This is a genomic window from Streptomyces spongiae, from assembly GCF_009377185.1.
GTDB classification, from domain to species: domain Bacteria; phylum Actinomycetota; class Actinomycetes; order Streptomycetales; family Streptomycetaceae; genus Streptomyces; species Streptomyces spongiae.
Genome location: NZ_VJZC01000775.1, coordinates 1 through 3,946, shown reverse-complemented (window position 1 = coordinate 3,946; position 3,946 = coordinate 1). Strand labels below are relative to the sequence as shown.

The following is a 3,946-nucleotide window of genomic DNA, read 5'->3' as shown; positions in this document are numbered from 1 at the left end:
GATCACGCCGGCTTCGGCCCAGGGCTCCTTGTGACCGCAGATGTGCGTGCCAAGCCCCGCGGCCCAGGCGTGATCCAAACGACAGGCCCTAGCCCAGCATCCGCTCCAGGACCACGGCTATGCCGTCCTCCTCGTTGGAGGTGGTCACCTCGTCGGCGACGGCCTTGAGTTCCTCGTGGGCGTTGGCCATGGCGATGCCGTGGGCCGCCCAGGCGAACATGGGGATGTCGTTGGGCATGTCGCCGAAGGCGAGGGTGTCGGTGGCGCGGAAGCCGAGGCGGCGGGCGGCCAGGGAGAGACCGGTGGCCTTGGTCAGGCCCAGGGGGAGGATCTCCACTATGCCCTCGCCCGCCATGACGACGCCGACCAGGCCACCCGCCACCCGGCGGGCCGCGTCGGCGAGTTCGTCGTCGGAGAGGGTCGGGTGTTGGAGGTACACCTTGTTCAGGGGAGCGGCCCAGAGGTCCGCCGGGTCCCGGATCGGCTCGTAGGGCAGCGGGCCGTCGTGGACCCGGTAGCCGGGCCCGACGAGCACCTCGCCGTCCAGGCCGTCACGGCTCGCGGCGAGCAGCAGGCGCCCGACCTCCGCTTCGATCTTGGCCAGGGCCAGTGTCGCGAGCTGCCGGTCCAGGGTCACCGAGGTGAGCAGCCGGTGCTCCCCCGCGTCGTACACCTGCGCGCCCTGGCCGCAGACCGCGAGGCCGCGGTAGCCGAGGTCGTCCAGGATGTGCTTCGTCCACGGCACGGAGCGTCCCGTGACGACGATGTGCGCGGCGCCCGCCGCCGTGGTGGCGGCGGCGAGTGCCGCGCGCGTGCGCTCCGAGACCGTGTGGTCGGAGCGCAGCAGCGTTCCGTCGAGGTCGGTCGCGATCAGCTTGTACGGAAGGTCCTGGGCGGCGGCCTCGCTCACTTGGCTACCGGTTCCAGGACCTCGCGGCCGCCGAGGTAGGGGCGCAGCACCTCGGGCACCCGCACGGAGCCGTCGGCCTGCTGGTGGTTCTCCAGGATGGCGACGATCGTGCGCGGGACGGCGCACAGCGTGCCGTTCAGCGTCGCCAGCGGGCGGACCGTCTTGCCGTCGCGGACACGGACCGACAGCCGTCGCGACTGGTACTCGGTGCAGTCCGAGGTCGACGTCAGCTCGCGGTACTTCCCCTGGGTCGGGATCCATGCCTCGCAGTCGAACTTGCGCGAAGCCGAGGAGCCCAGGTCACCGCTCGCTACGTCGATCACGCGGAACGGCAGCTCCAGCGACGTCAGCCACTGCCTCTCCCACTCCAGCAGGCGCTGGTGCTCGGCCTGCGAGTCCTCCGGAGCGACGTACGAGAACATCTCGACCTTGTCGAACTGGTGGACGCGGAAGATGCCGCGGGTGTCCTTGCCGTGCGAACCGGCCTCGCGGCGGAAGCACGGCGAGAAGCCGGCGTAGCGCAGCGGGAGGCGGTCGGCGTCGATGATCTCGTCCATGTGGTACGCGGCCAGCGGCACCTCGGACGTGCCGACCAGGTAGAGGTCGTCCTTGTCCAGGTGGTAGACGTCCTGGGCGGCCTGGCCGAGGAAGCCGGTGCCGGCCATCGACTGCGGGCGGACCAGCGCCGGGGTGAGCATGGGTGTGAAACCGGCGGCCGTGGCCTGCGCGATCGCGGCGTTCACCAGGGCCAGCTCCAGCAGGGCGCCCACGCCGGTGAGGAAGTAGAAGCGCGAGCCCGAGACCTTCGCGCCGCGCTCGACGTCGATCGCGCCGAGGATCTGGCCCAGCTCCAGGTGATCCTTGGGTGCGAAGCCCTCGGCCTCGAAGTCGCGGATCTCGCCGTGCGTCTCCAGCGTGACGAAGTCCTCCTCGCCGCCGACGGGCACGTCGGGGTGGACGAGGTTGCCGAGCTGGACCAGGAGTTCCTGGGTCTCGGCCGCTGCCTCGTCGCGCTCGGCGTCGGCCGCCTTGACGTCGGCGGCAAGCTGGCCCGCCTTCTTCAGCAGCTCGGCCTTCTCGTCGCCGGAGGCCTTCGGGATCAGCTTGCCGAGCGCCTTCTGCTCGGCGCGGAGCTCGTCGAAGCGGACGCCGGACGACCTGCGCCGCTCGTCGGCAGACAGGAGGGCGTCGACGAGCGCGACGTCCTCTCCACGGGCGCGCTGCGACGCACGCACACGGTCGGGGTCCTCACGGAGCAGGCGAAGGTCAATCACCCCTCAAGGCTACCGGTGCACGGATCCGGCCCACGACTTGAAATTGCAATACGCGATCTTTGTTGGCTTTTGCCCGGAATTTCGAGTCCTGCGGGAGTCGCGCCGGAGCGTCAATCGGCAGAAGATCGATTCCCTGAAAGGGGGCGGTTCCGAGGTCGCGCGTTGACTCTAATCCCTTGTGGGGAGCGGGACTTGGGGGGCGGCTGTCCACAGGGATCCACAACCCGGGGAAAGTTATCCACAGGCTGTGCGAAAGATCTGTGGACTTCGGGCGCGATCATTTCGAGAGTGGCGGGCGAAGTGGGGAATTCCCGCTTCAAACCATCTCCATAGCTACTTTCGAGTGGAAACGGGTCGCTCCAAGGGGCTGCCCGAGGGAAACAGGTGGACGAAGGGTGATGTACCGGGCTGTGGATGAAGTTGGGGCCCATAGGGAGATTTGTCGACTGAGTGGCACTGCCTTGTCGACTTGTCCCCAGGTCGGGAGGTCAGCCTGTGGATAACTTCTGTATGCGGAGAAAATCAGCAGGTAGGACCGGTTGTGGGGGCCTGTGCACAACCGGAATCGCCTTCTCTCGGAAGCGGCCTGGAGGTGGCCTGAAAGCTGCGTTCAGTCGACCTTGAGGTGGCCGGGGGCCGGTCGGCGGACCGGGGACCTGTCGGCGGAGGTGCGCCTAGAACCTGCCGTCCTGGCAGCGCGCCACCCAGTCCGCAGCAGCGACGAACTCGGCGTCGGACGTCCCCGGCTGAGGGACCCGGACATCCTTCACGGTCGCGTCCGCGCGCGGGTACGACCCGAGGTACCGCACCTCCAGGCAGATCCGCTTGAGCCCCATCAGGGCCTCCGCCACACGCCGGTCGGAGATGTGCCCTTCCGCGTCGATGGCGAAGCAGTAGTTCCCGATGCCCTTACCGGTGGGGCGGGACTGCAGCAGCATCAGGTTGACGCCCCGCACGGCGAACTCGCCCAGCAGGTCGCGCAGCCCACCGGGGTGGTCGTCGCGCTGCCAGATGACCACCGAGGTCTTGTCCGCACCGGTCGGCGCCGCGGGGCGGGCGGGGCGGCCGACGAGCACGAAGCGCGTCTGGGCGTTCTCCGCGTCGTGGATACCGGTCTCCAGGGCCTCCAGGCCGTACCGGGCCGCCGCGAACTCGCCGGCGAAGGCGGCGTCGTACCGGCCTTCCTGGACCAGCCGGGCGCCGTCAGCGTTCGACGCGGCCGACTCCCAGACGACGTCGGGCGGCAGGTTGGCCTTCATCCAGTTGCGGACCTGCGGCTGCGCGGCGGGATGCGCGGAGACAGTCTTGATCTCCGACATCTTCGTCCCGGGCCTGACCAGCAGGGCGAAGGTGATCGAGAGGAGCACCTCGCGGTAGATCATCAGCGGGGCGCCGGCGACCAGCTCGTCGAGGGTGGTCGTGATGCCGCCCTCGACGGAGTTCTCGATCGGTACGAACGCTGCCTCGGCCTCGCCGTTGCGGACGGCGTCGAGCGCGGCCGGGACGGAGACCATGGGGACGAGCTCTCGGGTCGCCGTCTCCGGCAGGGTGCGCAGGGCGACCTCGGTGAAGGTGCCCTCGGGACCGAGGTACGCGTAACTGGCTGGCATGGCCTCACCCTAATGGGCCTGGCGGAGCCCGGCGCACGCTTTCCATACCACCACCCTTGAGGGCGATGCATTGCCCAAGAAGGCGCCTCCGCGCCTCCGCGCCTCCGCGCCTCCGCGCCTCCGCGCCTCCGCGCCTCCGCGCCCCCGCGCCC

The 3,946-nt window shown here is 69.6% G+C and carries 3 protein-coding genes; all 3 read right to left on the bottom strand.

The window, feature by feature from the left end; translation table 11 throughout:
* Positions 1 to 88: 88 nt before the first annotated feature.
* The 3 genes from FNH08_RS46510 to pheA all read right to left on the bottom strand — a co-directional run bounded on the left by FNH08_RS46510 (position 89) and on the right by pheA (position 3,794).
* Positions 89 to 910, bottom strand: a complete 822-nt coding sequence (locus FNH08_RS46510) for an HAD family hydrolase (RefSeq protein ID WP_322726542.1) — start codon at positions 908 to 910, stop codon at positions 89 to 91.
* Entirely contained in the window at positions 907 to 2,184 is a 1,278-nt protein-coding gene (gene serS / locus FNH08_RS46505) for a serine--tRNA ligase (protein ID WP_322726541.1), read from the bottom strand. Before serS ends, FNH08_RS46510 begins: the two co-directional genes overlap by 4 nt.
* 674 nt (positions 2,185 to 2,858) lie before the next feature.
* On the bottom strand, positions 2,859 to 3,794 hold the full coding sequence (gene pheA, locus FNH08_RS46500; RefSeq protein WP_152777812.1) for a prephenate dehydratase: 936 nt from the start codon (positions 3,792 to 3,794) through the stop codon (positions 2,859 to 2,861).
* Positions 3,795 to 3,946: the final 152 nt, after the last annotated feature.